Here is a 26,993-nt window from a genome sequence, read left to right on the forward strand (position 1 = left end):
TCTTATGATAGTAGTTATAACTAATGCTTTTCTGATTAATAAGTAGCGCTTTCGTCTTCGATGATGACCATATCGATACTGTCATCTTTTGGTACAGCCTTAGGTACTGCTGGCGTGACTGGTGCCGCAGCATTGGCGCTAGGCGTCACTGCCGTGTTACTTTGATTAATAGTCGGCGGCGTAGCAGGTTCAGCGGGACGTACTGGCTGAGCAGGTGTCACAGCACTTGGCTGACGATTGGCCTGATTTTCGCGTTCTTTTTGAGCCGCGGCGCGGCGACGAGCAGCCTCTTGCGCACGGCGTTCGGCTTCTGCAGCTTGACGCTTAGCTTGCTCTTCATCCATGACCGACTTAAATGCAGAGCCTGCCATCACATCTGCAACGATAGCGATTAGTGCTGGTTGGCCTGCGATACGAGCCTGAACCTGTCCACCTTGAGCTCCTGCCACGTAAGTAAAGGCATCATCGACCAGCATGTTGTTGTTGATACGGATGTTATTTTGCGCCAAACGAGTTTGCAAGCTCGGCTGATTGTTTGCAGCATGTACTTGGCTAGCTTGATACAGATCCTCACTTGGCAATGTCATGCTGACGCTTGCTTGACACGTCGTCATACCGTTGGCATTCGCTGCTTGTAATACCGCTGCGTTTTGCACATCAATCATAATGCCATTGACTTTGTCACTGACAGCGCCACTGCTTAGACTGACTTCTGCCTCGTTAGCATAGTTGGCAGCCAGCGTTTGTGCTTGTTGATTGAGCGTGTTTTTTAGAGCAGTTTTGAGACGATCTTGTACCATAGCGTCATCACAACTGACAGAGGTTGCTGCCGCATTTTCACTGGCAGTTGGCTGTTCTGTTAATTCTGCATTTTCAGTCGCTGCATCCTCTTTTTCTGAGCGATCACAGCCTGCAAGGGCTAAACCACATACCATGCTGATTCCGGCAACCTTTTGCCACTTGCTCCAACGTTTATTTGCTACGCTCATATCTGCCTTGCTCCTAATTTACTGATTCATACCGTCAGCGATGGACTGTATCATCTATATTGCTATTTTAGCGTTATAAGTTTGTGTCACTGACAATGAAAAGTTGTATACCACGAAGAATAAAATTACGCTATTATACGGAGTTTGCAAGCCTTGTTCATCAATGAAGACCGTTGATATACAAATAAATCTCATCGACTCACTCAAAGCCTGCCTTTGGTTGCAAAACCATAACAAAGTTATGTGTTCAATAAGGCATATCCTTAATCTGAACGATAAATTCTAAATTGATTGAAAAACAACTGATCATGAAAATATATGCTCTATGATAAAACTTGGAAATACGCGCCTTCTCGGACATCGCGGTGCCCGTAATGAAGCACCAGAAAACACTTTGTTTGGCTTTCATCATGCTCAGCGCTTACAGTCACGCGGCTTGGCAGGGGTTGAGCTTGATGTGCAGCTAACCTCTGATGGCCACTTGATTGTCTTTCATGACGATACCCTACAGCGGCTATGCGGGCTACAGTCACGCGTTGATCAGCTGAGTTTGGCTGAGATTCAGCGCCACTTACAGTTTGGGCATCAAATTATTACCTTAGATAGATTAGCTCAAGCATTGCCAATATCGGATCAAACATTACCCCTACAAGAGCAGTCAGCGCTGGCTCAATTTGCCCATATCGAGCTGGAAATCAAAACTCATGACAGGACAAACTATCCCAAATTGATTGGGGCATTGACGCGTTATTTGATAGATACTCCGCTTGCCAGCTTACCTATCGTCCTGACCACCTTTGATATACAACTCCTTGCCCAACTACAGCATAATACCCTACTGTCAAAAATCCCACGTGGCTTGCTCATTCGCACGCCAGAATTGCTCGCTTCTGCACCAAACACTGCGCTACAACTGGGCTGTACCCAGTTAGGTATCCACTACCCACTTCTGACTCAAGCTATCATTGCCAATGCTCATCGTTACGGCTTGCCCGTGAGCGCGTGGACGGTCAATGATATCGAAACCATCAAACAGCTAGTAAAATGGCAGGTTGACTTTATCATCACCGACATCCCAACACAGATTTTGTCGCCTGTTTAACCCCCCTGTCTCATTTCAAAACGCGCTTTGATGGTTTCTCAACTTCATGGCGTAGTTGTTGTAGCATAGGTGTCATGGCCTAGTTTTTTATAGCTTGGCAACAGAGCTGATACACAGACATGATAAACTCACTCTCTATAGAATACGATAGTGTCCATTTGTATGAACCTCTTATCGAGCAATACTCTGTATTTGTATAAAAGACTGATAAATATCAGCTTTTTCAGTCACCTTATGAGCTAACGATGAGTGGTCATTGAGCTACAAGAATTCGCTTATCGTTACACTTTTGCTTAATTCCTGAAAGCTAGTAAGGTATTAATCTCATATAATCTATATATTCATACAAGTTATTGTTATTTAGCAATATTTTTCTAGTGTATGACTGTTCACTTTCTCCTCTATTTAGGTTAATATAGGGCCTGAAACTAATATCGTTAGGAATATTACATGATTGCAAAAAAAGCAATTGGCTTACCGCTTAAAGGCTTACGTTTCGCTATCAAATCTGGCGACACCATTTTACAAAATGCGACCGTACAAGCGTCGCGTTTTAAGACTTGGTTTGATGATGCCAAAGCGAAAGGTGCGCTCGATGAGCAGCCTACTACCAAACGTAGCTATGCAAGCACAGCTAACCCAAGCGATGTCGCATTGAACGATGAGGCTGTGACTTTAAACGTGCGTGAGCTTGAATTTAAAAAAGCACCGATAAACTGGATACCTGCAGTGTTCTTGGTATCGACGCCGATTGCTGCGGCAATCATCACACCATGGTATCTTATGACTCACCAAGTCAGTGCGCCAGTTTGGGGCGTCTTTGGTGCCTTTATGGTGTGGACAGGCCTTAGTATTACGGCAGGCTATCACCGCCTCTTGGCACACCGTGCCTACAAAGCGCACCCTGTCGTCAAAAACTTTTTATTGCTGGGTGCAACCTTAGCAGTACAAGGCTCTTCGTTTGATTGGGTCTCTGGACATCGTAGCCATCACCGTCATGTCGATGATCGCCTAGATGATCCGTACTCAGCTAAGCGTGGGTTTTGGTTTAGTCATATTGGCTGGATGCTACGCAACTATCCAAGTGGTAAGTTTGATTACAAAAACATTCCTGACTTGACCAAAGACAAAGTGCTGCAAATCCAGCATAAATATTATGGTCTGTGGGTACTGGCTACCAATATTGGTTTGGTATCAGCAGTTGGTTGGTTGATCGGTGATGTCTGGGGCACCTTAGTATTGGCTGGCTTGCTACGTCTGGTACTGACTCATCACTTCACCTTCTTTATCAACTCACTGTGTCATATGATTGGTAACCGTCCTTATACGGATACCAATACGGCGCGTGACAACTTAATATTAGCCATCTTTACTTGGGGTGAGGGTTATCATAATTACCATCACTTCTTCCAATACGACTATCGTAATGGGGTTAAGTGGTGGCAGTACGACCCAACCAAATGGTTGATTGCTGGCTTGTCAAAAATTGGCTTAACCACTGAGTTACGTACTGTAGATGACACAACTATCAAACATGCTGAAGTACAGATGCAGTTTAAGAAGGCTCAGAAAACAATTGATGACTTAAACGCTGACAACATCGACGTACCTCATGCGATGCAGAGCTTCCAAGATCGTATTAAGTTTGAATACGATGCCTTTACGCAGACTGTAGAAGAGTGGCAAGCGCTAAAAGCGAAAGCCGTTGAGATGAAAAAGACTGAGTTTGCAGATCGTTTACATGAAGTAGATGACAAGCTGAAGCTTGAATATGCCAAGATTGAAAAGAAAATTCATGAGCATAATGATAACTTAAAAACAGCTTTCCGCTCGATTGGTCATAGCAGCAGAGCCGCATAAGCATGGCTGATTGAGTCTTGATTGAGCACAAATATTGTAACGTTTCTCCTACCCTCTATCTGCTACAGATAGAGAGTTTTTTATGTCTTAAAATTAATAGAAACATCTATCTAAAGCCTTTAAAAAGTAAATTACAAGATACGGACAGAGCCTTGTGATGTCGTATTCTAGCTATGTTATAGTGAGGTTATTTACTTTTATTGATGAGGCGCTTAGTCCTTCATTGATTAAAAGCATTTGTCTATCAATCTAACGAAAGAGGACTCCACCCGACGCTAGGGTGGAGGTGAATTTCGTATAGCCTAACTCTGCTGATTTTGAATGTATTGCTTAATAATCTCCAACGGCGCTCCGCCACATGAGCCGGCAAAGTAAGAGCGTGACCACAAAACAGGTTTATTGTAAGCTGCTCTTAGGTCGATAAAGTTGGCTCTCATGCGCCGACTTGTGACCGACTTTAAATTATTAACCATCTTACTTAGTTGTACCGTTGGCGGGTATTGAATCAGCATGTGAACATGATCGCCTTCACCGTTACATTCCTTGAGTTCTGCACCAAAATCCTTGCATATCTCAGCAACAACTTCTTTAAAGTATTGACGATGATTATCAGCTAAAACCTTTTTGCGGTACTTGGTGATGAACACCAAATGCACATGCAGATTATAAGCAGAATGACGGTTTTTATATATCTCACTCATTATAATAAATACCCTTTATTGTTTATGTTATATAGTATAACATGGTATAAATAACGAACACACTGACCAATAAAGCGTTCATTATGAAAATTAATAAAGCATATAAATTTAGGCTTGAGCCTAATGCAGAACAAGAGGTTATCTTAAATAACCTTGTTGGTTCTGCACGTTTTGTTTGGAATCAAGTGCTTGCGGTATCGTTTGAGATGTTTGCTAAAAATGAGTTTATTAATGCAACCAATTTGGTTAATAAAATCATGGATATTAAAGCAAATCCTGAGTTTGCGTTCTTAAAAACAAGCTCTAACGCGGTGTCTTTACAACAAAAAATTCGTGATCTCGCTTCTGCTTGGTCACGCTTTTTTGACCCTAAAGCTCACGCACGATTGAAAGAGAATAAGAAAAAACCTAAAAAGCCTAAGTTTTTCAAGCTTACTGATGGCACAGAAATCCAATTACGCCCACTAATGCCAAGATTTAAACGCAAATCAGATGGGTGTGATTCAATACGCTTAGTGCAGTTTGATAAATATTGCCGTGTTGAAGGCAATCGTGTCAAACTACCGAATAGTGTAGGGTTTGTGAAGTTTAGAAAATCGCAAGACATTCTTGGGATAATTAAAAACGTCACCATCAGCAAGAAATCCGGTCATTGGTACGTGTCGTTTGGCACAGAGCGGGAGTTGGCCCAAAACCCAATTCATCCCTCTAAAACCGCCGTAGGGATTGATTTAGGGGTCGCTAAACTGATTGCTACCTCAGATGGCCAAGTTATCAAACCCAAAAACAGTTTTAAAGCCAATCAAATTAAACTGGCTGCATTACAGCGCCAACTCAGTAGGAAAGTCTTATTCAGTCAAAATTGGAAAAAGCACAATCGCAAGATTCAAAAACTCCATCATCACATCGCCAATATTCGCCATGATTACTTGCACAAAATCACCACCACAATCAGCAAAAACCACGCCATGATTGTCTGTGAGGATTTAAAAGTAGTTAATATGTCGAGATCTGCCAGTGGTTCGATGGAGAAGAAAGGAAAAAACGTCAAAGCCAAGTCAGGATTGAACAAATCCATTTTAGATCAAGGTTGGGGCATGATGATTGATATGATGGATTATAAGCAGCAATGGCACGGCGGGTTACTGATTAAAGTAAACCCGCGTTATACAAGCCAAACTTGCTTTAAATGCAAGCATGTTGCAAAAGAAAATAGACGTACCCAAGCAAAATTTGAGTGCGTTGAATGTGGTTATATTGCGAATGCAGATGTTAATGCAGCTCGTAATATTCTTGCGGCAGGACATGCCGTTTTGTCTGTCGAGGGAAGATGCAGTAAAGGTCGCCCGTTGAAGCAGAAAACTTGCGACGGTCGTGAGAAAGTCGCCTAAGAGCTTTTGCTTTTAGAATCCCCCGCTTGAGCTTGTCGAAAGTGGCGGGAGTATGTCAAAGTCATTTGTTTTACAATCATCTGCTTAAAAGTCACAAAATATAAATACGTCTTTACCTAATTAGGAACCGCTTATCTATGCGCTACCATAATACTTACGTCCATCTAGATCCACGCTTATATCATCAGCAGCCACCAACACCCTTAAAAAACCCAAGGGCTGGACACTTCAACCTGTCAGTCGCAGAGCAACTCGGCTGGACAGAGGATGAAGACCTAATGGCACGCTGGGTCGATATCCTCGGTCCAGGCGAGTTGATCTGCGACTGACAGTTTGAACCTCTAGCCATGGCCTATGCAGGTCATCAGTTTGGACAGTGGGCGGGACAGTTGGGCGATGGACGCGGCTTACTCATGGCGCAAGTATTAGATGATAACGACCAATTGCAAGACTTGCACCTCAAAGGCAGTGGCTTGACGCCTTACTCAAGAATGGGCGATGGACGAGCCGTATTACGTAGTACCATTCGTGAATACTTGTGTAGTCATGCGCTCAATCAGCTTGGTATCCCCTCCTCTAACGCCCTTGGATTTGTGGTATCTGACACACCCATACGCCGCGAACGTATGGAAGCAGGTGCGGCATTGATGCGGGTGGCCGATAGTCATATTCGCCTTGGCCATATAGAGTGGATCGCAAGCTTCGCACCTGACTTGCTCAGTGAGTTTACCGATTATATGATCGATACTTATTATCCAGAGTGCCGAGACAGCGAAACGCCAGTGTTGGCATTTTTGCAAAAAGTGGTCGAGCGTACGGCACGCATGATTGCTGACTGGCAGCTGATTGGTTTTGCCCACGGGGTCATGAATACTGACAACCTTTCAATCACCGGTAGTACCATGGACTTTGGCCCGTTTGGCTTTATGGAGCGCTTCAATCCTGCTTGGATTAACAACCACTCTGACCATACTGGACGCTATGCCTATCAAAACCAGCCAGCCATCGGACACTGGAATCTCAACACTTGGCTTCCGCACTTTATGCGCTTAGAGGGCGTGACTCGCGAAACGCTGGCCGATTGCCTAGCACCTTATGAAGCCACCTTTATGCAGCACTATCAACAAGGGCTGTGCCGCAAGCTTGGGCTACCACATCAAAGCGAAAGCCTAGCCTTAGCTTTTGAATGGCTGACGTTATTAGAAGACAACTTGCTAGATTATACCAATGGCTTCCGCGCTTTATTAGGATTGGTTGCCCCAGATGAGCACCCTTATGAGCAGCAATTACTGCTGACATTGATAAGCGAGCTCCAAGGTGAAGCCTTACAAGCTTGGGAGGATTGGTCAACACGCTATTTGGTACAGATACAATCGTTTCCAATTGAACAAGTCATCAACAGCCTCAAGACCAACAACCCAGCTTATGTACTGCGCAATAGCATGGCGCAGCGTGCTATTACTGCCGCTGAACAAGGACAGTTTGAAGAAGTGGCTCGATTATATGACCTGCTTGCTAGCCCATATACCGTACAGGATATCGCCACAGCATTGGATAGTAGCCCACCTGCTCCTAATGCGCCGCAAATGCCGATAAGCTGCTCCTCCTAAATGCTTGATTATGTTTGCTTGTGTGTTCTGATGATTAGCATGGGCTTATAACCAAAGACTGACGGTTTGTATTTTTATTGAAAAAAGTTAAGTTTTTTATCACTATCAACTGGCTAAATGTTCGTTATCAATTTATGATATATTTTGCGCATCCCATCATAGTTGACTAGGCAGTGAATTAGCAAAAATGCTAGAATGGTTATTTTTGTTAGCTTGCTGTTTTAGGATGTCAACTAAGCGCAGATTATCGCCAGTTTACTTTTGCATTACCTTTTAATAATTTACTTGCAGCTGCTTGGTTTATATCGGTCTGTTAGCGCTTATTCATAGCGGATTTGATTGCCATTAAGCAAACTGCACTTAATGATTTTTAGGTCAGGCGTTAACTCATTTATTTGTCACATTTTATTTTATTTCAATTTATTCCAACCATGGCCATTACTATGATGAATGACGATACCAATTTGAATACGGATAATCCTAATATGGAAAAAGAGCAGTTTGAACAAGCAGCTCTGCATTACCATGAGTTTCCTAGACCTGGTAAAATCTCGGTCACCCCTATCAAGCAGCTGGCAAACCAGCGTGACTTAGCACTGGCTTATTCGCCAGGTGTCGCAGTGCCTTGTCTTGAGATCGAAAGAGATCCAAAGCTGGCTGCCAAATATACAGCACGTAGCAACTTGGTTGGTGTTATTACTAACGGTACTGCCGTACTGGGATTGGGTAATATCGGTCCGTTGGCCTCAAAGCCAGTGATGGAAGGTAAAGGGGTACTATTCAAAAAATTCGCTGGTATTGATGTCTTTGATATCGAAGTGGCACAAAACGATCCTGACAAATTCATCGAAGCCGTTGCTGCTCTTGAGCCAACATTTGGCGGTATCAACCTAGAAGATATTAAAGCACCTGAATGTTTCAAAATCGAGCGCGAATTGCGTAAACGTATGAACATTCCAGTATTCCATGATGACCAACATGGTACTTCGATCATTGTTGCCGCTGCCATGCTCAACGCTTTATTATTAACAGGCAAAAAAATCGAAGAGATTAAAGTTGTCTGCTCAGGCGCTGGTGCAGCTGCCATCTCATGTCTAGACCTAATCTGCGCCCTTGGCGTTGATGCTCATAACATTCTAGTATCTGACTCACGCGGTATCATTAGTACCAGTCGTGAAAACCTTGATGAATCCAAGCAGCGCTATGCTCGCGACACTGACGCCACTACCATAGAAGAAGTCATGGACGATGTGGACATGTTCTTGGGTCTATCTATGCCAGGTATCTTGAGCACAGACATGGTTCGCCGTATGGCAAAAGATCCTATCATCTTTGCACTTGCCAACCCAATCCCTGAAATCATGCCAGAACTGGCCCACTCTGTACGCCCAGACGTGATTATGGCAACTGGTCGTTCAGACTATCCAAACCAGGTCAACAACGCCTTATGTTTCCCTTACATCTTCCGCGGTGCATTAGATGTAGGCGCAACAACTGTCAACGAAGAGATGAAAATCGCTTGCGTACGCGCAATCGCTGCCATGGCACACGTTGAAGCAACACCAACCACCAACGTCAAAGACATTGAAGCGATGAAGAGCTTTGGTCGTGACTACCTCATCCCAGGACCACTAGAGCCAAACTTAATCATCGAGATTGCCCCTGCTGTTGCAAAAGCAGCGATGGACTCTGGTGTGGCAACACTGCCGATTGAAGACTTTAATGCTTATCGTCAGCGCTTATCTGAGTTTGTATACAACTCCGCATTTGTAATGAAGCCAATCTTTGCCCGTGCTAAAGCAGATCCTAAGCGTATCGTATACTGTGAAGGTGAAGATAGAAACGTGCTATTGGCTGTACAGGTGGTCGTTGATGAACATCTGGCTCAACCAATCCTAGTTGGCCGTCCTGCCATCATCGAAAAAAATATCGAAAAACTGGGCTTACGCCTAAAAGACGGTGTCAACGTCACTATCGTCAATCAAGATGATGACCCACGCTATAAAGAATACTGGAAGGGTTATTACGAAAACAACAAACGCAATGGCGTTAGTATCGAGCTTGCCCGCCGTGATGTGCGCCGAAAAACTACTCTAATTGGTTCGCTATTGGTCGAAAATGGCGATGCTGATGGTATGATTTGTGGTACATTCAGCCATTACCATTTACACTTAAAATACGTCCAAAACGTGATTGGCAAAAAAGCGGGCGTGAGTGACTTTTATGCGATGAATGCAGTGCTCATGCAAGATCGCAATATCTTTATCGCTGATACTTATGTGCATGAAGACCCTACTGCTGAGCAATTGGCAGAAATGACAGTACTGGCTGCTGAACAACTACGCCGCTTTAGTATCACCCCGCGTGTGGCTTTGGTTTCGCACTCAAATTTTGGTACTTCTGATCGTGCCAGTGCAGTAAAAATGCGCAAAGTCTATCAGCTCCTAAAAGAGATGGATGTAGACTTTGAGTTTGATGGTGAGATGCAAGGTGATGCGGCACTCAGTGAACAAATCCGCTTAGAAGACTTCCCATCAAGTGAATTTAAAGGAGCGGCAAACCTGCTGATCTTACCAACACTTGACGCGGCAAACATTGCCTTTAACTTGCTAAAAACGGCAACTGCCAGTGCTTCTATCGGCCCTATCTTGTTAGGGGTGAACAAGCCTGTTCATATCTTAACGCCATCAGTGACAGCTCGCCGTGTGGTCAATATGACTGCGCTTGCAGTTACTGAAGCACAAGACTTAGAAAGTGAGTAAAAACAAGATCTAAAAGACTCGCTACTAATCATTATTGGTAGTGGTCTGTTATACTAAAACCAGTCAACGCCGTCGTAATAAATGGCATTGACTGGTTTTTTTTGCCTGAAAAAACCGTTTCTAAACTCAAATATGAATGCGTTCAATAATAAAAAAGAGGATGTCATGCAAGTTTATCTCGTTGGTGGTGCTGTCCGTGATCAGCTATTAGGTCGTCCTATTACAGACAAAGACTTTGTCGTCGTCGGTGCCACAATAAAAGAGATGCTAGCGGCAGGCTTTCAACAAGTCGGCGCAGACTTCCCAGTATTTTTGCACCCAACCACCCAAGAAGAATATGCATTGGCTCGTACTGAGCGTAAGCTTGGTCACGGCTATCAAGGCTTTAGCGTGCATGCCAGTCCTGATGTCAGCTTAGAAGAGGATTTGCAGCGCCGAGATCTCACTATCAACGCCATGGCGATTGAAGTGACTAGCTTAACTGACGATACCCCACTGACCGGTAAGGTGGTTGATTATCATGGAGGGCTTGATGATATCGGTAGCAAAACCTTACGACATATATCAGTGGCTTTTAGTGAAGATCCACTACGGGTACTACGAGTCGCGCGCTTTTATGGACGCTACTATGATTTGGGCTTTCAGATCGCTGAAGAGACCCTCTCTCTGATGCGAGAACTGGTCAGCTCAGGCGAGCTTGCACACTTAAGTGCAGAGCGTATCTGGCAAGAATCAAGCCGCGCGACGATGCAAAGCTCTCCGCAAGTCTACTGGCAGCAGCTTTATGCCATTGGCGCTTTGACTGAACACTTTGCCCCCTTGCACGATGCTTGGGATGACGCAGATGTCAGAGAAACCATACAGACCGCATTATACTTTGCCGGTCAGATGCAATTGAATTTATCGCAGCGTTGGGCACTACTGATGGCAAGCCTTGATAAGCCGTTGTTTCATAAAATATCTGATAAAGAAACTCATACTGCAAAAGAGATCATTAAAATAGGCAACAGTGCCAAAGTCCCCAAAACACACGCTCAGTTTGCCACTTTATTCGTAGCCCAAGCTCAAAGGTTAAATGTCATAGAAAAGTTAAACGCTGCCGAAAAGATCGATCTGATACAAGCTTGCAGTGCTCATAAAGACCCGAGCAAGCTTTCACAACTATTGGTCACCAGCCATGTATTGCAGTTGGCACGTCAACACAGACAGATGATGCTCGCTCTCAATAGCTTCCATGCAGTCACCATCGCTGATATCGACCCTGAGCTAAAAGGAGCGGCGATTGGTCAAGCCATGAATGAAAAACGTATCGAGCACTTGCTTGCTATGGCACACTCTAATAATCATAGCTAAAACCGTCTTGGCTAAACGAAATACGATTAGACGATGGAAACTTTATTTTTATGACAATGAAATTGACTGTAAAGCCTGATAACAGCCCTGTAATGCTAGTCACTGGTAGTGCCAAACGTATTGGCGCTGCTATCATTGGTGCCGCACATGAGCAAGGATATCGTGTCATTATCCATTGCCATAATAGCCAACAACAAGCTCAAGAGTTGGCAGATGATCTCAATAACATTCGCTCTGCTAGTGCTGCTGTCGTCACCGCCGACCTAGCACTAGTCAACGATGACAGCTCATTACATCAATTTGTCCAAACTATTATAGCAACATTTGGTCAGCTTGATGTATTGGTGCATAATGCCTCACGGTTTTATCCAACGCCTGTGGGCCGTATTGGCTATGATCAATGGGACGAACTCATTTTGACCAATGCCAAAGCGCCCTTGCTACTCAGTCAAGCCCTCCTACCCTATCTACAAGTACAGCACGGATGCATCATCAGCCTGCTCGACATTCATGCTCATGATAAGCCGTTTAATGGCTATACTGTTTACAATATGGCAAAGGCTGCCCACCGTATGATGGTACAATCTCTGGCGCTAGAGATGGCGCCTCATGTTCGCGTTAATGGCGTTGCTCCAGGAGTGAACATCCTACCTGACACAAATAGTGATCAGGCACTAGATAGTGAGCTGCAACAAAATGTCACCAACTCCATTCCTTTGCAGCGCATTGGGACACCAGAAGATATTGCCCAGTGCGTGCTTTATTTGGTTCAGGCCAGTTATATCACTGGTGAAATCATCGCTATAGACGGTGGCCGTGGCCTAACTTTGGCGGGTAATGGCCATTAATCATTAATAATGTCAAAACTATGCTTATTTGTACTTGAAAATTTAAAAAAATCAGGTATCATTGTGCGTCTAACGTTAGGGCCCATAGCTCAGTTGGTTAGAGCAGAGGACTCATAATCCTTTGGTCGTAGGTTCAAGTCCTACTGGGCCCACCAACTTCAAACCCTTACAGTCATTGACTTGTAAGGGTTTTTTATTGTCTAAAATTTATGCGAACGCATGGACTTAGTTGGTTTTTTGATACTATCTTGATACTTTGACCCTTATAGTAATTAAAGTATGATACTACTAACACTATGGTTATATACTGCTGCATGGGTGATATATGAAGGTTAAACTTACCAAAAAATTTATAGATTCAGTAGACTATACCGCTAAAGGTACTGAAATCTATATGGACGATGTGTTAACTGGTTTTGCGCTACGTGTGGGCAAACAATCCAAACGTTATACATTACATAAGCGTATTAACGGAAAGCTATATAGAGATGAAGTGGAAGAAACGCACTTGATTACGCTAACCGAAGCACGTGAAAAAGCCAGCATAATGATGGCTAATATAAAAAAAGGTCTGCATGTTTATGACGGGCTTCATGAGGTCTTGGAAGAGCCGAAAGATAAGACCAATAATGTACCAACACTGAGAGATGCATATACCTACTTTAAATCAGCAAAGACTAGCTTAGCTAAAGGCACTATTGACACTTATGATGGTCAAATACTAAACAAGCTAGATGATTGGCTAGATATATCTTTAAATGATATATCTAAGTCAATGATAAGTGATAAGCATAAAGAGATAAGCAAGCATAGTAAAGCTCAGGCTAACGCAACTATGAGAGCTCTAAGGTCAGTTTGGAATTATTGTCGTGATAGCTTTTTAGATGATAACGAAGACTTTTTAATTAAAGAGCAACCAGTACGCATACTTAACGCCAAGAAAGATTGGAATATAATTAAGCCGCGTACTAAACATGTTGAAGAAGAATATTTAGGTATGTATCTCAAAACACTTTTAAATTATGTTGATAGAAGCTCACACCTGCAAGCGCCCCATAGCAATAATGCACGAGATATCATGCTACTTTTTATGTTCACTGGTGTGCGTTTAAATGAAGCGCAGCCCTTAAAGTGGTCTGACGTCGACCTTATAGCTGGCAGGATAGTATTCAAAGCTACAAAAAATGGTTCTAATTATCATATGCCTACTAGTGATATCTTACAAGCTCTGCTTGAAGAAAGATTCAGATTAAGCGCTGGCAAGCAATGGGTATTCCCGAGCAACTTGAAAGCTAGCGATGACCATATAAAAGATTTAAGCCGTAGTTATAAGGCCATAAGTAATCAAACAAACTTGTATATTACACCACATGATTTGCGCCGCACTTTTGGAACGGTAGCTAATAACTCAAGCATCAGCTATCCAGTCCTTAAACGCTTGCTCAATCACCGTGAAGCTAAATCAACCGATGATGTTACCCTGCAATATATCCAAGTGTCACAGCGGCAACTAAGAGACGCTTCAAATTCAATAGAGTCTTTCTATTGTCGGCATGCTGGCATGACACAAAGTGATTTTATAAAACAACTTATATAAAGAAATACTTCACTTGTCATATATTTGCATGAGCCTTTCCTAAAAAGTGTGTAACTGCTTATAATCCACTAACAGGAGAATAAGCAATGACTAACCAATCTGACATCAAGAAACTGGCTGAGCAAATGGCCAGCAGCATGAAAAGCTTCGATGACATCAAAGACTTTCAAAAGCAGCTCATGCAATCTTTTATCGACACTGCCCTAGAAGCAGAAATGGAAGACCACCTCGGTTACCCCAAGCATGAGAAAGCCGATAAACCTAATAAGCGCAACGGGCACACTAAAAAGACCGTCCGCAGTGACACAGGCGATCTTGAGATATCCACCCCAAGAGACCGTGATGGCGCTTTTGAACCTGCCTTAGTGCGTAAGCATCAAACCCGTATTAGTGGCCTTGATGACAAGATCATATTTCACTACAGGCATAGCCTTCCGTCTTGCGCTTCGGGCAAGTGTCTCCCAGACACTTGCTGATCCTCGCTCATACGCCAAAGGTCAAACCACCACCGAGATTGTAGAGAGTATCAAAGAGCTCTACGACGTCGACATCTCAAGCAGCTTGGTTTCCAGAGTCACTGACAACCTCTTGGATGACATCACCGCTTGGCAGAACCGGCCACTGAGCAGTGTTTATCCTATCGTCTACTTAGACTGCATTGTCGTCAAAGTTCGTCAGGACAAGCAGATCATCAACAAAGCTATCTATCTGGCCTTAGGCGTTGCTCTTGATGGTAAAAAAGAGCTGCTTGGCATGTGGCTATCAGAGAATGAGGGCGCTAAATTCTGGCTGGGTGTTCTCACTGAATTGCAAAACCGCGGGGTTCAAGATATTCTTATTGCCTGTGTAGACGGCCTAAAAGGCTTCCTGATGCCATCAATACGGTCTACCCTAACGCTCAGGTTCAGCTGTGTATCGTGCATATGGTGCGCTATTCGATGAAGTTCGTACCTTGGACGGACAAGAAGGCCGTAGCAGCTGATTTAAAGGCCATCTACGGTGCTGATACGCTTGAGATGGCAGAGGCCAATCTTGAACACTTTGATGAGGTGTGGGGCGATAAGTATCCGCATGTCATCAAGTCTTGGCGTAATAACTGGGAGGGCTTAACGGTATTCTTTGGCTACCCTAAAGACATTAGAAAAGTCATATATACCACCAATGCTATCGAGTCGCTAAACAGCGTGATTCGAACGGCGGTGAATAAGCGTAAGGTGTTTCCCTCTGATCAGGCAGCATTCAAGGTAGTATATCTGGCAACCCAGCAGGCATCGTCAAGGTGGTCGATGCCTATTCGTAACTGGACGTCTGCTCTGAATCGCTTTATGATTATGTTTGATGATCGTATCAGTAAGCATTTAATCTAAACGGCAGTTACACAGAATTCGGGATGGTCTCGCTCAGTCAGTCATACCTGTTAAGTCGAACTCTAAAAGCTGTAACGACACACTAGATTGGTATTTGTATCGTTGCCGTCATTTGGTAGAAAACGCTTTTGCTAGATTGAAACATTTTAGGGGCATTGCCACGCGATATGATAAGCTCAAAGATAGCTATGCAGCGGCGGTAATGCTCGCTTGTGTCTTTATCTGGTTGCCCCTGATTTGAATTCTATACACACCCTAACTGGCAAGCGGTTTTTTTCAAGTATAAGAAAGAAAGCACTAGACACTGATGAGCAGTTAGCTGCAAGTCAGAAATATGGAGTTATTCCACAGTCATTAATGATGCGCTTAAATATCAATATTCGATTCAAAAGTTATGTTAGCGTTAAAAGGTACGGACTCTTTTCGTCATGTTGAAAAGGATAACTTTGTAATCAGCCTTAGAAGTTTCGAGGGCGGGATTGAGCACAGTGACTATACAGGCTGTGTGTCGCCTGCATACACTGTACTAAAATCGAATATTGATATTAAAGCGCAGTATTTCAAATACTTGTTTAAAAGTGGACCATATATTTCTGCGCTTCAATCCTCTACTGATAGTTTAAGAGATGGTAAGTCGATTTCATACGATCAGTTCGGGGCAATTCCTTTACCTAAATTAAGTATAAAAGAGCAAGAAAAGATTGCCAGCTTCCTAGACTATGAAACCGCCAAAATAGATATCCTTATCGAAAAACAGCAACGTCTTATCGAATTGTTAACCGAAAAGCGTCAAGCGGTGATTAGTCATGCGGTGACCAAAGGTTTAAATCCTGATGTGCCCATGAAAGATTCGGGTGTTGAGTGGTTGGGTGAGGTTCCTGAGCATTGGATTAGTGCTAAGTTAAAGTATTACACCAATCAAATCGTCGATGGAGCTCATTTTACGCCAACTTATACAGATAGTGGGGTTCCCTTTCTCAGAGTTTCAGATATTCATGGAAGTACTATAGATAAAAGCAATATTAAATATATACCTTTAAGAGAGCATAAAGTACTAATTGAACGATGTAACCCAGAGAAAGGTGATTTATTACTGTCTAAAAACGGAACTATTGGTGTGCCCAAAGTTGTTGATTGGGACTGGGATTTTAGTATATTTGTCAGTTTGTGTTTGATCAAATTCAAACCTAAACTTCTTTCGAGTTATGACCCATGCTGTCAAATCCGTAGAACCAAACTTGGGAGATTTTAATTACGCAGCCTGACGATAGTAGTCAAACCACACCTGTCTTGGCGCTCGATAGCCCAAGCCCTTTTGAATCCTAGTCTGATTATAATACAGCTCAATATACCCAATGATATCGCTAGTGGCTGCAAACCTCGTTTTATAATCTTGATGATATACTAGTTCATTCTTCAAGACGCCCCAGAAGCTTTCTATAGGTGCGTTGTCATAGCAATTACCTTTGCCGCTCATTGAGCCTGTAAACTTATGCTGCTCGATAATCTTATGGTACGCATGGCTACAATATTGGCTACCTCTATCTGAATGAACAATCAGTCCTTGAGTAGGTCGTTTGTTCTTGATTGCCATATTGAGTGCACGGCATACTAAATCAGCGGTCATGCGCTTATTGATAGCGTAGCCGACAAGCTCTTTGGTGTATAAATCTTTCACTCCAGCTAAATATAACCAGCCCTCAGCAGTCCAGATATAGGTAATGTCGCTGACCCATGCTTCGTTAGGACGCTTAGCGTCAAACCTCTGATCTAAAACATTGTCATAGACCAGCTTGGTAAGCATCCGACCATCCCATCTTTCCCTCACTTAAAAAATGCGAGATAGTGTCCATGAACAAATAATCGTGGACACTAACATGACAACACAACCACCTAACAAACCCAAACGAAGAACTTACAGCGCTGAGTTTAAAGAACTTTTAGTACAAGAAGCTGAAAGTTCAGGGCGATCAATTGCCAGTATCGCTCGAGAGCATGGCATTAACCAAAATCTTCTACATAATTGGAAACGCCAGTATCAGCGCACGCAGACTCAAGCTGACACATTACCTGGTGCTATAAACAGTCCTCATGATCCAAACCCGCACTTTATCCCAATCCATCTTGAACCTCAAGCAACTCATCTGTCCTCACCCTCCGTCATACAAAACATCAAACTGCAAATCAGAGCCCCAGGACCTGGGTCCATAAGCCTCACTATTGCCCAAATAGACACCCAAAGTTTGATTGACCTACTACGAGGCCTACAATGATACCCATCACTCACATCTGGCTATCCACCGCGCCCATGGACATGCGATGTGGCAGCGGCAAACTACTGGCGCACATCATCACCCAGCACCAAGGCATCCGCCCTCACTGTGCCTACCTGTTTTACAACAAAGCAGGCACACGCCTAAAAGTATTCATTCATGACGGACTTGGGGTTTGGCTTTGCAGCCGTCAGCTAGACGACAGCAAGTTTCATGGCTTAACCAAGCAGCTCACCCCCACTCAAACCGGCATCAGCATCAACCGTGAGCAATTTAATGCCTTAATCAGTGGATTGCCTTGGCGTAACATGGGCAAAGATACATTGACCCCCATCCTATAAATACCCGATGACAGGCAAATAAAACTCTGGCAACATAGCACCATGACTGTTGCCACTCTATCCGACTTATCGAAAGACCCCATTTACGCCGAGCTCCTGGTGAAAATCCACCTGCTTGAACAGCGTAATGAGCACCTGCAACAACAGATTGTTCAAACGAACACAAGCCACGATCAACTACAGCAGCTTTTTAACCAAGTGGTTGAAGAAAACCACAAGCTATATGAACAAGTGCTTGAACTCATCGAAAAACAAAAGCGGCTCATCCATCAACTGTATGGACAAAAGAGCGAAGGCTTAAGTGCCAAACAAACCCACTTAAATCAGGAAGCTGCGCAAGAAGATTTATCTGCACTAGAACAAATCCGAGATGACTACCGCAGCGACTTAACCCAAGATCAGCTTGCCAAGCTGCCTGCGATTGAACGTACTGAGGCAGAAACCCTCATTAATGAGGGTGAGCTTAAAGCCGCCAAAGAGATCACAGATGAGCTGCCAGCTTCAGCCACTGATCAGCCTAAAAAAGCAAAGCGTGCTAAATACACGGTTATTCCTGACAACCTTGAGGTGAAAACCTGGGTTCATGAACCACTCACCACCGTCTGTGACTGCGGCTGTCAAATGAAGCGAATTGGGGAGGATAAACAGGACAAACTTGGCATTATCCCTAAGCAGTTTTATATTGAGCGTCACATCTACCCAAAATGGGTATGCCGTGAGTGTGAGATCATTCATCAAGCGGCGGCACCCAAGCAAATCATTAACAAGAGCATCGCCACCCCTGAGCTGCTTGCTCACATTCTCATTAGTAAGTATGCAGACCATCAGCCTCTATATCGGCAGAATATTATCTATCAGCGAAGTGGGGTAACTATCCCCGATGCTACTATGGCAGACTGGGTAGGACGCTGCGGCGTTGCCCTTGAGCCTTTAGTCAGTCGCTTGCATGAACTATTACTGTCTGAGCCTATCTTACATGCCGATGAAACACCGGTGTCTATCATGAAAAACCCTGTGAAAGCCGGCAGTAAATCATTAAAGAAAGGCTATATTTGGGCGTATCTCACGCCACAGCACAACTCATTAAAAGCGGTGGTGTATGACTTTGCCCAGAGCCGTCGTAATGAGCACCCTAAAGCCTTTTTAGACAAATGGCACGGTAAGCTGATTTGCGATGATTACAGTGGATATAAGTTTTTATTTCATCAAGGCGTGAGCGAAATCGGTTGTATGGCCCATGCACGGCGTAAGTTTCATGAATTGCACGTTACTGGACAAAGTGTTATTAGCATTGACGCATTAGCGTTATTTAGGCAGTTGTATGCGGTTGAACGTGAGATTGATGAGCGATTTGACAAAAACACATCCCTAATGCCAAGAGATCCCCAGATAGTCCGGAAAATCAGGCAAGAGAAAGCCAAACCGATTGCGGATAAGCTGCACCAATGGTTACAAGAAAAAAGACAGTTAACCACTAAGAATGCCAGTATTACTAAGGCGATTGATTATTGCCTAAAACGTTGGCAAGCGCTGACTTGTTATTTGGATGATGGGAGGTTGCCGATTGATAATAATTGGGCGGAAAATCAGATGCGCCCGTGGGCGCTTGGGCGTAAAAACTGGTTGTTTGCCGGTTCGCTACGAAGTGGGCAGCGTGCTGCGAATATTATGTCAATCATTCAATCCGCTCGCTTAAATGGCTTGGATGTGTCTGCCTATTTGACAGACGTGCTAAGACGCCTGCCTATTCAAGATGATCTAGATGAGTTGTTACCTCATCTCTGGATGCCATCGCAATAGGGGATGGTCGGATGCTTACCCAGCTTGTTGTGGTTTGAGTCAGTAGTGACTTTAAAGCGCTTATGACGACGGCATTTGATGCCGTGTTCCTCTTTGATGAGCTATGCCGTCAAATCCGTAGACATTAACTTGGGAGATTATAATTTTAAAAATTTTTGATCTGATGTTTATTTTTATTAAGGGTTATTTTTGAAATTAATATCAATAGCGAAGAATTATTCAATGGTAAATTAGACCAAATATTAATCTAAACTATATCTTATCAGGTGGCACACACACCAATGATATGGTGTCCAAAATATCAATAACACATCCATATAACATGGATTTGCTTTACTCTGATGAGTCGAAAACCCCCTATATGCTATTATTTGTACAACGTAGCAGGCTGAAGTATGAAATTGACTTTTCTCAAGTTATGTTGTTGATATTGGAGTTTGACATAGGTAGCCTCAGGTTTAAATCTCTGCCAAATACATAAAGCGGCTCTAGCATACGAATTTACATACAAATCATCCTTAATAGGATTGGCAAGTTTTTGCCTAACCCTAATTTTATTATTTTTCATCGTTTTTATAAAAATAGTGAATATAATTCATGTTATCCATTAATCATGTAGGTGTTAAACGCTTTAGTATTGTGGTGCTTAAAATTGGAGAATGGCTACTAGTTTTAAATATTTTCAGATTATTTTAAGCACAAAAGAACCTCTTAAAGCCACAATTGATATAGCTTTAAGAGGTCATTATTTTTTAGGATTTTACTAGATGATGAGCTCAAAGATGAGGTCTTGGGGTTTGGATTTTTACTTTAGTATTTTTATTCTTAACCTCTTAAGCTCTGAAACCGACTAATAGCCTTCACTACTAAAAACGGGGATATGCTTTAGGAGTTCAAATTCGATTAGCAACCGTTCGTCGGTTAAGAAAATAACCGGTATTTCAGACGCTATAATCAACTCATCAGCAAGGCACTCATTTGCTTTTTCTGAAATTAAAACTCACAAAAGGATATATTTATGAAGCTCAAAAAAATACTGATGATTACTCCATTGTTATTACTTTCTATTAACGCTATTGCCGGCATGGGTGATGTTAATGGCAGTACCAAATGCACCACCGTTGATTCTATTAGTAAGAAGAAGGCTCTCGTAAAAGCTTGTACTTACGATGGTGCAGTAGGAGGAAGTATGAGTTATGCAATTAGCCAACTAAATTTTAAACTGCCTAATGGTAGTACTTATCGTACCGTCAATAATGCTACGTTTGATTTTGATAAAAATGGAAACGTCCAAAATTTAAAAGAAAGTATTTCAGTCAATGGTAAAGCAGCTGAAATAATAAATTTACATCATAAAACATTTAAAAAAATCTCTGATAAAGAAATAGAAAATCGTTATGAAAAGAAAAACCCTAACTTTTCTGATGTTTTACAATGTTTCAAATACATCAAAAAAGACACTGCTTTCTGTGTGCCTTATGAATTTATTAGCAGCATCTCATAACAAGTATTTGAATATAATACGTTCTTTACTCTGTACTTTAACTACCAACATTTATCTACTGGAGCAATTATGAAATCCATATCTATAACTTCTTTGGCCTTATTAGCGACTGCATCTCTACTATCTACTACTACTCTAGCCGCCCCCATCTCTTCTAAAAATATAAGCAGCTACAAAAGCAATGATATGGTTCATGTGTTTGGCTGGATGGAAGATGCTTGTTCTGGTGAAAAGCCACCTTATAAAAAGATTGCTGCTAAAGACACAGCATTTACAGACAGCATCAGAGGCCAAAAAGCTTATGACAATTTCGTAAAGCCAAAAGCGCAGTGGTTATCAGAATATCGAAATATGATAAAAGATGTGAAAATGAAAAAAGGTGAACCATACACTGAATACCGGGTAATTTTTAATAAAGGCGTTACCTACCGCAGTCAGCCTCTAGAGGAGTATATATTCAGCTTTATACCTGAATCATCAGGGGGTGAAACTGTTTTAAAGTTTGCATCGACTGCGACTGTACCTACCATTATGCCGAATTCTCAAACTCGAACCATGGAATACTGGGGTGAAATGGAAAAAAGAGGGGCCGAATACGACTCTAAAAATAAAACGGTCACCTGCGAGTTTTGGTAAATAGGATTTTTGAGTAATGACCTTTGCTGTCAAATCAGTAGACATTAACTTGGGAGATTATAATTTTAAGAAATTTGAACCGCCCCGACTTTATCGGAGAGTGATTTACTTGAGTCAGGCAGCTTTGTCTGACTCACAAAGACTATCATAGTATCGTCTCTCAAACTCAAAAGGCGACACATAACTAATCGTACTATGAATGCGAGTTTTGTTAAACCAATCGACCCATTCTAGGGTTGCTAATTCAACATCGTTCACACCTTGCCACTGCTGTTTTAAATATTCAATCACCTCTGTTTTATAAAGCCCGTTAACCGTTTCAGCCAACGCATTATCGTATGAATCACCCGTTGTACCAACAGATGCAATGACGCCAGAATCAGCCATCTTATCAGTATAGCGAATGGATAAGTACTGAACGCCGCGATCACTATGATGAATCACATCTTTAGGATGGTTTCTGTCTGCAATGGCTTGGTTTAGTGCTGCCATCACCATATCAGTGTTCATACGATCTGATACTTTCCAGCCAACGATAGCGCGAGCAAACACATCAATGATAAAGGCGGTATAGACCCAACCACTCAATGTCTTTATATAGGTAAAATCAGCTACCCATAGCTGGTTAGGGCGATAGGCATTAAAGTTACGATTAACCAAATCATCAGCACGCTTTTGATCGTCACGAGACTTAGTCGTTATCTTACCTTTACCTCGCCAAACACCCTGCATGCCATGCTGCCGCATTAACCGCTCTACAGTGCAGCGTGCAGGATGTATACCCTCTGCTTTCAACTGTTTCCAGACTTTACGAGTACCATAACGGCACTTGCTATCACTCCAGATCCGCTGGATTTCACCAAGGTAGAAGTCGTCATGCTGACTACGCTGTGAACGCTTTTCAGGACTCAATTCTAGCTCTTTAGCACGATAGTATGTGGATGGGGCAATCGGCAAGACTCTACAAATAGCTGGAATGCCATAAATAGATTTATTCTCGTCGATGAATTGAACCATCACTAAGGTTTGCGGTCTATTTCCGCCTGGGCGAAAAAAGCGGCTGCTTTCCTTATGATCTCATTGGCTTGCTTTAATTCTTTGTTCTCACGTTCAAGCTCTTTGATACGCTCGGCTTGGCTTTGAGCTTGAATCTTTGCAGGAATGGTTTTATCAATGTGCTTTTTATGCCATGATCGTAGGGTCTCAGGCGTGCAACCTATCTTTGGTGCTATGGCTTTGATGGCAGACCAGGTGGATGGATAGTCGTCTTTAGCTTCAATTAGCATACGGACGGCTCGCTCTTTCATTTCAGGGGTATAGTTTCGTGTTTTCATTGTCGTATTCTCTCAGAAAGTTGAGTCTCCGACAATCTCGGGGCGGTTCAATTTTGATCTGCAGTTTATTTTTATTAAGGTATAGTTTTAAAATTAATATCCATAGCGAAGAATTATTCAATGCTAGAGTAGACCAAATATTAATTTAAACTATACCTTATCAGGGGGCATATACCCCAAAAACCATGGTGTCCAAAATATCAATAACATCTCCATATACCATGGATTTATTTACTCTGATGAGTCTAAAAACCCCTACATACTATTACTTGTATAGCATGAAAGGCTGAGGTATGAAATCCGATTTTCTCAGGTGATGTTGTTAATATTGGGGTTTGAGTTTAATTAATTCTGATGACTTTTAACAACTGCTCTCGAATTCCCACAGCAGATGTTGCCAGATTCACAGTAGAAAATTGAATTTTATGGTTATCAATAACAACATACTCATTCACATCTTCCCCTATCGAAGGATGAATAAATAGACCACTAGCATTCTCATTAAGAGGGTCATTACTGTCCTCTTGAGATCTTAGGTAGGAATACATCTGATACAGGTATCCACTTCTTAATGTTTCATCTCGATACCACCCACTTGTAACCACAGCATTGAACTTAGTATCGATAACGATGCGATGTGCTGATTCAATATTATCAATGATGATGTCCGTCTTCATATTAGGAAGGATATTATCCATACCTAAGCTTTTATCACTTATTTGCCACTTAAGCACTTTCCCCGAGCTTACTCTATAACATTGATTTGACAGAACCGTAGCATAAAATCCAGCTACCCCTTTTTCAAAGAGTTTGCGCAGCCACGGTAGATTGTCTCTCTGTGCTGAAGACAACTGCCTTGTACCTTTAGATTCTGTTGGTAAGGCCAGATTAAACGCTAGATGTGCAGCCGTTACCATTGGCTTATCTTCAGCATCATGTCTCCCAAACCTATCCACTGATACCTCACTACGACTGGGGCGTGTTTGACTGACACCCATTCGTCTTAGACGTATATCTAGCGATCGACACCAATGAGCCAAATCTTTACGTTTAACGACTTTAGAGATAGCCTCAAGAGCCGCTCGGACATATCTATTACGCGGCGTATCAATAGTTAGCTCATCAAAGCAGCAGGCGACCTTACCCCGCTCAAGCAACCTGCCTCTTTCAGTACCTATAAGGTCTATTCTGCCACGTACACGACTGAGCACAGCATCACGAGACTGATAGCTATAACTTAGGTTACGTTGAATGCGATGTTCGACCCGTCGACAAAGCATTTCGGCGATTAAGTCTGGAATATCATCAGGGTTCTCTTCAACTGCAATATTTGCAACGTCAAGCTCTCTATAGATATCTGATGCATAGAACATAAGAAGCCAAAGATTACGAACAGGTATCTTGCCTATATAGTTAACATCATCAGAGGACTCTATAGCTATGTCTTCTTTAACTGGCATATACTTGCAACCCTTCAGTCAAGCGCTTTTGGGCTTTTCGAGATTTCTCAAGATCATCGAACCAATACTCATCGAGCAAAGGACCTATCTCTGTTTCTACCACTTCAACGAACCACTCTTTAGCATCTGTGATATTCATACCAACGGCTGGCGTCACATAACTATGACCTATTTGGAATTGAGCGCCAAGACTAGGATCTTTAGTAATCTCATCATTCAAAGCACTAATTCGCTGCTCAATGTTATCTAAGAATTCTGAGTCAATACCATTCTTATCTCTTACCCAATCACGCCAGGCTTTACCAAGTATCGGTTCAAGATCGATAAAGGCAAAACGACGACGCAAGGCCAGATCAACCAATGCAAGCGAGCGGTCAGCAATATTCATTGTGCCGATGACATATAAATTACTAGGTATATAAATACGTTCACCAGCAGTTTTTCTATAAGACAGTTCTAACGCTTCATCTGGCGATCTTTTATCGGCCTCAAGTAACGTGAGCATCTCACCAAATACTTGAGCCGGATTGCCTCGGTTAATCTCTTCGATGACGATGACATATTTTGACTCAGGATCATCTATGGCAGTTTTAATCACTTCCATAAAAGGACCATCTACCAATGTCAGCTTGCCCTCACCTGATGGACGCCACCCGCGAATAAAATCTTCATAGGATAGGTTTGGATGAAACTGCACAGCTCTTACCTTACTGTCGTCACGTTGACCGATCAAAGCAAAGGCCAATCTTTTTGCAAGCCAAGTTTTGCCAGTACCGGGAGGACCCTGTAGTATAATGTTTTTCTTAGCTTGAAGACGCTTAAGTACCATCTCAATCTTAGATTGAGGTAAAAAACATCCGTCAGCTGTAATATCATCAATAGAGTAGCTGTCAGGAGCTACCAGTGTATCAGTCTCAGAATCCGTTTCGACATCAAGATCATTGACCAGATCCTCACTTAGTAAGCGATATACTCCCTTACCAAGTGACTTCATTTCTCCATCTTTGACCATTTTGTTTAATAGGTATTTAACATCTCTTTCAATATCACTGTTCTTAGGGTACCTTTCTTTAATATCATCAGTAAATCTTTCTAAAAACTCATCTATCGTAAATTCATAAGACTGCTTTTCATTACAAAGCTGTTTTACTTGAGAAGGAATCATCTCTTTCCAATTCTTTTTAGAGACTTCATCAGTCTTACCCGTACCATGCGCATCATCTAAAACCGTCTCTGATCTATCTAAATCTAATAAGCTATCACCCATCTCATAAACATAAAACATCTTATCAATTACACCGAAGTGTCTATCTTCACTCTCCAATCCAAGCTCATCAAAAATAGTGGAATCTAACTGCTTTGCAAGTTTAATATAGGTTTCAGGATTACTATTATTTTTTCGCAATTTTTCTAAACCAACAAATTTAAAGCCTTCTGAACAATAACCATTGGTCAATGGAAAAGCAGTTGGGAAAATTGGATAGATAATATTGGCAACTATATTGGTGGTAATGTGGTTCACACTAAAATCCAAGCCTGAATCTAAATATAGTTGTCTTGCTTTTTCTTTATTAGCTTTATCAGACTGGTATAGCTCAGATAGACATTCGATAAGATGTTTAAGATTAGTAGCAAATTTAATATATTCTATTTTTAGAATATCACTTAAGTCTGCGTATTTAATGACTCCAAAGCTTCTATAGAATCCGCCAGCAGCAACCGATGACGATGATATATCATGCTCTTTAGGAGGGTTTAAATCTTTAATCTTATCCAAATAACAATCTTTAGCCACTATCATATGATTTTTTATAACGGAGTTCTTATCTTTTATGAGGTCTAGCTTCTTTTCAAATGGAACACCTATACTGAGTTTCAAAATATTTACTACAAAATCTACTGGATGATTATTTATCTCATCATCAGTGGTCTGATTAACATATGCCATTATAAATTCTGCTGAAAGCGTGGCACCTAGCTTTTCAACTTCGATATAATTGAGGTCTTTTGTTCTATCATACAAATTTTGTAAGTTCATTTTTACCCTATTCAAGATTAGTGGCTA

17 protein-coding genes, 1 tRNA gene, 5 pseudogenes and 1 other annotated feature are annotated in these 26,993 nt (G+C 42.2%); of the genes and pseudogenes, 17 read left to right on the top strand and 6 right to left on the bottom strand.

From position 1 onward, the window contains the following. Positions 1-35: 35 nt before the first annotated feature. The gene (locus JMX03_RS08120) at positions 36-989 is read right to left on the bottom strand and encodes a hypothetical protein (protein WP_201595995.1); all 954 of its coding nucleotides are present in this window, start codon (positions 987-989) and stop codon (positions 36-38) included. Between the two features lie 325 nt (positions 990-1,314). On the opposite strand from JMX03_RS08120, the gene JMX03_RS08125 reads away from it, so the two are divergent. Both JMX03_RS08125 and JMX03_RS08130 read left to right on the top strand, forming a co-directional pair. Continuing rightward, positions 1,315-2,091 carry a glycerophosphodiester phosphodiesterase gene (locus tag JMX03_RS08125; RefSeq protein ID WP_201595997.1) on the top strand — a complete coding sequence of 259 codons (777 nt, stop codon included), beginning with the start codon at positions 1,315-1,317 and terminating at the stop codon, positions 2,089-2,091. Between the two features lie 681 nt (positions 2,092-2,772). Further along, positions 2,773-3,951 carry an acyl-CoA desaturase gene (locus JMX03_RS08130; protein ID WP_406947742.1) on the top strand — a complete coding sequence of 393 codons (1,179 nt, stop codon included), beginning with the start codon at positions 2,773-2,775 and terminating at the stop codon, positions 3,949-3,951. Positions 3,952-4,253: 302 nt separating this feature from the next. On the opposite strand, the gene tnpA (JMX03_RS08135) is transcribed toward JMX03_RS08130, so the two are convergent. Continuing rightward, complete coding sequence (gene tnpA, locus JMX03_RS08135; protein WP_068405507.1) at positions 4,254-4,652, bottom strand: IS200/IS605 family transposase; 399 nt, start codon at positions 4,650-4,652, stop codon at positions 4,254-4,256. A gap of 83 nt (positions 4,653-4,735) precedes the next feature. Here tnpA (JMX03_RS08135) and JMX03_RS08140 point away from each other — a divergent pair, with 83 nt between their 5' ends. From JMX03_RS08140 to JMX03_RS15335, 10 genes and pseudogenes are all read left to right on the top strand, one after another. Beyond that, positions 4,736-6,043, top strand: coding sequence for an RNA-guided endonuclease InsQ/TnpB family protein (locus tag JMX03_RS08140; RefSeq protein WP_201596001.1), 1,308 nt, complete (start codon positions 4,736-4,738; stop codon positions 6,041-6,043). A gap of 137 nt (positions 6,044-6,180) precedes the next feature. Then, positions 6,181-7,653, top strand: a pseudogene (locus JMX03_RS08145) (protein adenylyltransferase SelO). Between the two features lie 446 nt (positions 7,654-8,099). Further along, positions 8,100-10,415 (top strand): NADP-dependent malic enzyme, encoded by a 2,316-nt coding sequence (locus JMX03_RS08150; RefSeq protein ID WP_201597922.1) that lies wholly within the window; start codon positions 8,100-8,102, stop codon positions 10,413-10,415. A gap of 165 nt (positions 10,416-10,580) precedes the next feature. After that, positions 10,581-11,768, top strand: coding sequence for a tRNA nucleotidyltransferase (locus JMX03_RS08155; RefSeq protein ID WP_201596003.1), 1,188 nt, complete (start codon positions 10,581-10,583; stop codon positions 11,766-11,768). A 50-nt stretch (positions 11,769-11,818) separates the two neighbouring features. Then, a complete protein-coding gene (locus JMX03_RS08160) occupies positions 11,819-12,616 on the top strand; it encodes a pteridine reductase (protein ID WP_227695489.1) in 798 nt (265 codons plus the stop codon). Positions 12,617-12,694: 78 nt separating this feature from the next. After that, a tRNA-Ile gene (locus JMX03_RS08165) sits at positions 12,695-12,771 on the top strand. A gap of 170 nt (positions 12,772-12,941) precedes the next feature. Continuing rightward, complete coding sequence (locus tag JMX03_RS08170; RefSeq protein WP_201596005.1) at positions 12,942-14,213, top strand: integrase family protein; 1,272 nt, start codon at positions 12,942-12,944, stop codon at positions 14,211-14,213. 86 nt (positions 14,214-14,299) lie between these two features. Beyond that, positions 14,300-15,580, top strand: a pseudogene (locus tag JMX03_RS08175) (IS256 family transposase). A gap of 43 nt (positions 15,581-15,623) precedes the next feature. After that, positions 15,624-15,821: pseudogene (locus tag JMX03_RS08180) on the top strand (transposase); the annotation flags it as partial. A 447-nt stretch (positions 15,822-16,268) separates the two neighbouring features. Then, positions 16,269-16,479, top strand: a pseudogene (locus JMX03_RS15335) (restriction endonuclease subunit S); the annotation flags it as partial. Positions 16,480-16,832: 353 nt separating this feature from the next. Here the strand turns inward: JMX03_RS15335 and JMX03_RS08190 are convergent. Continuing rightward, positions 16,833-17,375, bottom strand: a pseudogene (locus JMX03_RS08190) (IS3 family transposase); the annotation flags it as partial. An 82-nt stretch (positions 17,376-17,457) separates the two neighbouring features. Between JMX03_RS08190 and tnpA (JMX03_RS08195) the strand changes: the two are divergent. The 5 genes from tnpA (JMX03_RS08195) to JMX03_RS08215 all read left to right on the top strand — a co-directional run bounded on the left by tnpA (JMX03_RS08195) (position 17,458) and on the right by JMX03_RS08215 (position 22,134). After that, positions 17,458-17,853, top strand: a complete 396-nt coding sequence (gene tnpA, locus JMX03_RS08195; RefSeq protein ID WP_201596007.1) for an IS66-like element accessory protein TnpA — start codon at positions 17,458-17,460, stop codon at positions 17,851-17,853. Next, complete coding sequence (tnpB, locus tag JMX03_RS08200; protein WP_201594492.1) at positions 17,850-18,194, top strand: IS66 family insertion sequence element accessory protein TnpB; 345 nt, start codon at positions 17,850-17,852, stop codon at positions 18,192-18,194. Before tnpA (JMX03_RS08195) ends, tnpB begins: the two co-directional genes overlap by 4 nt. Before the next feature lie 42 nt (positions 18,195-18,236). After that, positions 18,237-19,994 carry an IS66 family transposase gene (gene tnpC / locus JMX03_RS08205; protein ID WP_201596009.1) on the top strand — a complete coding sequence of 586 codons (1,758 nt, stop codon included), beginning with the start codon at positions 18,237-18,239 and terminating at the stop codon, positions 19,992-19,994. 1,018 nt (positions 19,995-21,012) lie between these two features. Further along, a complete protein-coding gene (locus JMX03_RS08210) occupies positions 21,013-21,498 on the top strand; it encodes a hypothetical protein (protein WP_201596011.1) in 486 nt (161 codons plus the stop codon). A gap of 69 nt (positions 21,499-21,567) precedes the next feature. Next, complete coding sequence (locus tag JMX03_RS08215) at positions 21,568-22,134, top strand: hypothetical protein (RefSeq protein WP_201596013.1); 567 nt, start codon at positions 21,568-21,570, stop codon at positions 22,132-22,134. Between the two features lie 114 nt (positions 22,135-22,248). Here JMX03_RS08215 and JMX03_RS08220 read toward each other — a convergent pair. The 3 genes from JMX03_RS08220 to JMX03_RS08230 all read right to left on the bottom strand — a co-directional run bounded on the left by JMX03_RS08220 (position 22,249) and on the right by JMX03_RS08230 (position 26,966). Continuing rightward, a protein-coding gene (locus JMX03_RS08220) for an IS3 family transposase (RefSeq protein WP_227695493.1) occupies positions 22,249-23,468 on the bottom strand; the annotation gives its coding sequence in 2 pieces (ribosomal slippage) (positions 22,249-23,183 and positions 23,183-23,468; 1,221 coding nt in all). Further along, positions 23,077-23,193 (bottom strand) — a sequence feature (AL1L pseudoknot). (Overlaps the previous gene by 117 nt.) A gap of 341 nt (positions 23,469-23,809) precedes the next feature. Beyond that, positions 23,810-24,928: a 5-methylcytosine-specific restriction endonuclease system specificity protein McrC gene (gene mcrC / locus JMX03_RS08225; RefSeq protein WP_201596017.1), complete on the bottom strand. Its 1,119-nt coding sequence runs from the start codon at positions 24,926-24,928 to the stop codon at positions 23,810-23,812. Continuing rightward, positions 24,918-26,966 carry an AAA family ATPase gene (locus JMX03_RS08230; RefSeq protein WP_201596019.1) on the bottom strand — a complete coding sequence of 683 codons (2,049 nt, stop codon included), beginning with the start codon at positions 26,964-26,966 and terminating at the stop codon, positions 24,918-24,920. Before JMX03_RS08230 ends, mcrC begins: the two co-directional genes overlap by 11 nt. Positions 26,967-26,993 lie beyond the last annotated feature (27 nt).

This window comes from Psychrobacter fulvigenes (genome assembly GCF_904846155.1).
In the GTDB taxonomy this organism is placed as follows: domain Bacteria; phylum Pseudomonadota; class Gammaproteobacteria; order Pseudomonadales; family Moraxellaceae; genus Psychrobacter; species Psychrobacter fulvigenes.